The organism is Paenisporosarcina sp. P5_A11, assembly GCF_056400705.1.
Window position 1 is genome coordinate 1 of the sequence record NZ_JBFUKT010000206.1, and the last position, 5,172, is coordinate 5,172.

The window sequence follows — 5,172 nt, forward strand, 5'->3', positions numbered from 1 at the left end:
ATCAAATAATCAAATATATTCTTGTAAATGTTATCTCATCAGCCTTATTTGTTATAACTGTTGCCTATTTGTATTCAGTTGTTGGAACACTAAATATGGCGGATATTTCAGTGAAAATTGCTCAAATTAATCAACCTGGAATCATTACCGTGATTGCCGTATTGTTTTTACTGGTATTTGGTTTAAAGGGAGCCATCTTCCCTCTATTCTTCTGGTTACCAAGTTCCTATGCCGCTCCACCAATTCCTGTATTGGCCCTATTCGGTGCGTTACTTACTAAAGTTGGCGTTTACGCCATCATGCGTACATATACATTATTTTTCACTCTCGATCAAAGTTTCACACACGAATTGTTGATGATTCTTTCTATCCTGACCATTGTTGCAGGTTGTATAGGTGCGTTAGCATACTTCGATTTAAAGAAAATCATCATTTACAATATCATCATCGCTGTTGGTGTGATTCTATTTGGTGCTTCTCAAATGAATGAAGCGTCACTAATGGGGTCTGTGTTTTATTTAATCCATGATATTTTGATTAAAGGTGCATTATTCTTGTTAATTGGCGTGATTATTGCAATTACAGGTACATCTGATTTACGAAAAATGGGTGGATTGATAAAATCTTATCCTATGCTTGGATGGACCTATTTAATAGCTGCTTTTGGTTTAGCGGGTATACCTCCATTAAGCGGATTCGTTGGGAAGTTACTTATCGTTCAAGGTGGCTTTGAAGCCGAGAATTTATGGGGATCTATATTTATATTAGCTTCAAGTTTAGTTGTATTACTTTCAGTCATGCGTATCTTCATCTATGCTTTTTGGGGTGAGCCTGTTGAAATCACTCTGTTAACGAAGAAACATTATCGTGGCTTATTTACTCCAGCTCTCATTTTAGTTGGAATTRGCGTACTGTATGGAGTTGGATCCGAGTGGCTTGTCCCTTATATGACTGATGCGGCAAATGTAATGATAAATCCTTCACAATATATACAAGCAGTTTTAGGGGGTGCGTAACATGGCATTTCAAATCATGCTAAACTTTTTCATCGCTTTTCTTTGGATGTTCTTGACCATGTCCTTTAACGCTTCTACATTTATCGTAGGTTTTTTATTAGGCGCTATGATGTTGTGGATAACCAAAGGGTTTTTTCCAGGACGTTTCTATATGAATCGTGTATGGGCAGTCATCAAATTAATTCTGTTGTTTTTCAAAGAGTTAATCCTGGCTAATATTCAAGTGTTACTTTTAATTATTCAACCAAAAATGCCGATAAAACCAGCCATTTTTGCTCTACCTACTGTCCTTGAAAAGGATTGGGAAATCACCTTGTTATCGAATCTCATCACGTTGACGCCTGGTACACTCGTAATTGATGTATCAGAGGATTCAAAAACGTTATACATTCACGCGATAGATTATGGTGACGCTGACGACGCTATTAATTCAATTAAGAATACATTTGAAAAAGCCATTCAGGAGGTGAGCCGCTAATGATGTTATTCTTTTGGGTCATGGTTATTATCATAAGCCTTTCCATGGTTGCATTTATCTACAGGTTAATTATTGGCCCTTCTGTACCTGACCGGGTTGTTGCGCTTGATACATTAGGCGTGGCACTTATAGCTATGATTGGTTTAATCTCCATTTTAGCCGACACAAGCTTTTTCTTAGATATTATTTTGCTACTCGCGATACTTGCGTTTATTGGCACTGTAGCGTTCTCTAAGTTTTTAGAGAAAGGGGAGATAATCCAACGTGACAATGATCTTAGCTAATATTCTCATTAGTGTAACTGTCAGCTTAGGTGTTATTTTCATACTTGTGACGGCAATCGGATTAATTCGGTTACCAGATATTTATTGTCGTACACATGCTGCATCTAAAAGTGCCACTCTCGGTGTCATGTTTATCTTACTTGGAGTGTTTCTTCATTTTTGGTTAATCGAAGGTATTGTTAATACACGCATTATTCTCGGGATTGTATTTCTATTTATTACAGGACCTGTTGGTGGTCATGTGATTGGGCGGTCAGCATATTTATCAGGAGTGAAGATGTGGGATCAGTCGGTTAAAGACGAACTTGCACCGGTGATAGCAGAAAGAAAAAAATTAGATGAACAAAAATAAAACACTTTTGCTTTTTCCTATTTAGGTAAAAAGCAAAAGTGTTTTTAAAATTCGAAGCCTCAGTATGGATAACCTCCGTAATACGGATACTGACAATAAGGATATGGATACGGACAATAAGGATACGGTTGATAACCTCCATAACCGCCATAACCGCCATAACCTCCATAACCTCCAGATAAAGTTGAACCGAGTAAACTACCCGCTAAACCACCTAAAAAAGGACCTCCAAAAAAGCCGAGTCCTCCAAATCCTCTTCCAAAGCCTCTTCCAAAGCCTCCTCCAAAACCTCTTCCATGAAATCGATTGACCATTTGTCTCTCCTCCTCTCTTCCATAACGTATGAAAAAAAGGAGGTATGACATATGCACAAAGCCTACTCGGTTTGTCTATTTCCGAATCCCAGATCGCCCCTCCGATTCAATTGTTACACCAAGGGAGACGGACTACATCAATCAGCTACAATTTACGGGAGTGGAGTGAGCTTCTTCACTTTTCAGTTTCTTCTAAGCTCATTCTTTCAATAAGTGTTGCCAGAGTACGGACCATCGCACCAGTCCCACCTTTTGGACCCAAATCATGAGTAGCGCTTGCATCAGAAGTACCAGCAATATCTAAATGAATCCAAGGAGTATTGTCAACAAATTCACCGACAAAACCACCACCGAAAATCATATGACCGTCGCGACCTGGTGAGTTATTTAAGTCGGCCACATCACTCTTACGAATTCGCTTTTTATCACTTTCTGTTAACGGTAAACGCCAAACAAACTCGCCAGTTTCTACAGAAGCCTCTAAGAAAGTTTCAAAGAATGTTTCATTGTTTGTAAGAGCTCCAGTTTTATCCTTACCAAGTGCTACAATAACACCACCTGTTAATGTAGCTACATCGACAATGTAGTTCGCGCCTTGTTGTTTTGCGTAAGTTACAGCATCAGCTAAGACGAGTCGTCCTTCTGCATCTGTATTCAGAATTTCAATCGTTTTGCCACTTAACGAAGTAATAACATCATCTGGTTTAAATGCATTTCCTGAAATCATATTATCAGTTGATGCAATAACCGCCATAACATTTTTGTTTGGTTGAGTTTCACCGACAATGCGCATTGCACCCAATACTGCAGCTGCACCACCCATATCACCCTTCATACCCACTAAACCGTCCTTAGGCTTGATTGAGTAGCCTCCAGTGTCATAAGTGACACCTTTTCCTACTAAGCCAACTACATCGGTCCAATCATCGTTAGCGCGGTATTTCATGACAATCAGTCTTGGTTCTTCTGTCGATCCTTGATTGACTGCTAAAATCGCGCCCATTCCTAGCTCTTCCATTTGGGATTTTCCTAATTCCTCATATTCAAAGTCATACTTCTCAGCTAGTTCCTTTGCGTACTCTGCCATTTTTGTAGCTGTCAAAACGTTAGATGGCATATTAACTAAAGTACGTGCTTCATTCACAGATTCTCCGTACACTTGTCCTACTTCGAAGTATGCTTGAATTTCTTGATTATCAGAATTAGTTAGCAATTCGACGGTATCAAGATACGTGTCAGTAGCGTTTGAAGATGTTTTATAATTGGGTACTTGGTACAATCCCATGCTGATTCCTTCAGCGGCAAGATACGATGCATCATCAATTTCAATATCTTCATTCGTGAACGAATCTAACCAAATTGTAACATTGGTCGTTTTTGAAGCCACGAGTTCTTTTCCAACCGTTCCAAAAATACCACGTAGGTCGTCTTGATTTAACGTCTTTCGATCACCAAGCCCAACAAAGAAAACCCGTTCCAGTTTACCTTCTTGAAGTGTCGGTAATTTTGTCAGTATCTTGCGATTAGTTGACACATCCCCAGCTTTCAACCACTTTTCAAGTGACGTACCGTAAAACGATACAAACTCTGACCAATTTGTTGTGTTTTCAGGATGTTTATACGTCCCAACGATTAAAACTTCTGCTTGAATTTCGTTAAAATTAACTCCTGCAACTGCTATTTTCACAAAAACCCCTCCATCTATATACACTCGTATTCTATTATATACGAAATTCTTACGCTTTTCGAATTATCCAAATTCAACTGTTACAACGATTTTAAGGAGGATAGCTGTGGTATACTCAATATAATCGTAGAAAGCTTGGATATACATTCATTTTTGATTTTCGAACATGAAAGGGTGGACAGCTAATGGACATTTTAACTAATATTCCACTCCTTGCTGCATTATTCGGCATTTTATTTGCACAATTCGTCAAAATACCCATAACTTATCTGGTAACGAAGAAAATTGATTGGAAACTCTTCACTTCTACAGGTGGTATGCCGAGTTCTCACTCAGCCGCGGTTTCGGCTCTTACAACAGCCATTGCGTTTGAAACGGGACTTGGTTCCCCATTATTCGCTGTATCTGCGATCTTTTCAATTATTGTCATGTTCGATGCATCTGGCGTTCGATTCCAAGCAGGCCAACAGGCAATAATTATTAACCAAATGCGTGTTGATTTTCAATTATTCGTGAATCAATCAAAAGATTGGGCAAATAAAAAAAATGAAGAAAAAATCGAAGAACTTAAAACACTTCTTGGGCATAAACCAAGTGAAGTCTTTATGGGAGCTTTAACAGGAATTTTCATTTCGATTATCATTTATGTATTTTTCATCTAAAAAGCAGTGAAGCTCATTTCTGAGCTCCACTGCTTTATTAGGCTATGTTAAAGAATGCTGTTGATATTAAAACGAAAGAGGACATTTGCTCCTTGCATGCCGCAAGAGCGTGAAGGATGAGACCCACAAGTATGTGCTTTTCATACTTGTTGGCTCATGCGGAACGTGCGGCTAGCGCAAATGTACGATAGTCGACGGTATCATTTAACAGATACTTTATTTTCAAAACATCTTATTAAAATTCAATTTAAGAAATATCACCACAACTGCATACCGAAACCTTGATTCCATCCACAGAGGATGACAGGTTTCCAGTTCGCTTCTGACGCTTTACCTGCTGCACAATAATCTAGAGAACAAAGAGGAGGGGCTTGTGACT

The 5,172-nt window shown here is 38.8% G+C and carries 7 protein-coding genes; 5 read left to right on the forward strand and 2 right to left on the reverse strand.

Features of this window, described 5'->3' with window-relative positions; genetic code table 11:
• The 4 genes from AC1DOS_RS17695 to mnhG all read left to right on the forward strand — a co-directional run.
• Positions 1–1,016: proton-conducting transporter transmembrane domain-containing protein (locus AC1DOS_RS17695; RefSeq protein ID WP_477538559.1), on the forward strand; the 1,016-nt coding region annotated here is incomplete at its 5' end.
• A gap of 1 nt (position 1,017) precedes the next feature.
• Entirely contained in the window at positions 1,018–1,494 is a 477-nt protein-coding gene (locus AC1DOS_RS17700) for a Na+/H+ antiporter subunit E (protein WP_477538560.1), read from the forward strand.
• Complete coding sequence (locus AC1DOS_RS17705) at positions 1,494–1,778, forward strand: Na(+)/H(+) antiporter subunit F1 (RefSeq protein WP_477538561.1); 285 nt, start codon at positions 1,494–1,496, stop codon at positions 1,776–1,778. Before AC1DOS_RS17700 ends, AC1DOS_RS17705 begins: the two co-directional genes overlap by 1 nt.
• The gene (gene mnhG / locus AC1DOS_RS17710) at positions 1,765–2,130 is read left to right on the forward strand and encodes a monovalent cation/H(+) antiporter subunit G (protein WP_477538565.1); all 366 of its coding nucleotides are present in this window, start codon (positions 1,765–1,767) and stop codon (positions 2,128–2,130) included. The genes AC1DOS_RS17705 and mnhG overlap by 14 nt, the downstream gene beginning before the upstream one ends.
• 59 nt (positions 2,131–2,189) lie before the next feature.
• Here mnhG and AC1DOS_RS17715 read toward each other — a convergent pair whose 3' ends face one another.
• Complete coding sequence (locus tag AC1DOS_RS17715) at positions 2,190–2,444, reverse strand: hypothetical protein (RefSeq protein WP_477538562.1); 255 nt, start codon at positions 2,442–2,444, stop codon at positions 2,190–2,192.
• Positions 2,445–2,619: 175 nt separating this feature from the next.
• Positions 2,620–4,131: a leucyl aminopeptidase gene (locus AC1DOS_RS17720; RefSeq protein WP_477538563.1), complete on the reverse strand. Its 1,512-nt coding sequence runs from the start codon at positions 4,129–4,131 to the stop codon at positions 2,620–2,622.
• A gap of 185 nt (positions 4,132–4,316) precedes the next feature.
• Between AC1DOS_RS17720 and AC1DOS_RS17725 the strand changes: the two genes are divergently transcribed.
• Entirely contained in the window at positions 4,317–4,793 is a 477-nt protein-coding gene (locus tag AC1DOS_RS17725; RefSeq protein ID WP_477538564.1) for a divergent PAP2 family protein, read from the forward strand.
• Positions 4,794–5,172: the final 379 nt, after the last annotated feature.

Bases quoted from the DNA above. Each gene is read 5' to 3' on its own strand.
- AC1DOS_RS17715 (WP_477538562.1), bottom strand. From the start codon at position 2,444: ATGGTCAATCGATTTCATGGAAGAGGTTTTGGAGGAGGCTTTGGAAGA.
- AC1DOS_RS17725 (WP_477538564.1), top strand. From the start codon at position 4,317: ATGGACATTTTAACTAATATTCCACTCCTTGCTGCATTATTCGGCATT.
- mnhG (WP_477538565.1), top strand. From the start codon at position 1,765: ATGATCTTAGCTAATATTCTCATTAGTGTAACTGTCAGCTTAGGTGTT.
- AC1DOS_RS17700 (WP_477538560.1), top strand. From the start codon at position 1,018: ATGGCATTTCAAATCATGCTAAACTTTTTCATCGCTTTTCTTTGGATG.
- AC1DOS_RS17705 (WP_477538561.1), top strand. From the start codon at position 1,494: ATGATGTTATTCTTTTGGGTCATGGTTATTATCATAAGCCTTTCCATG.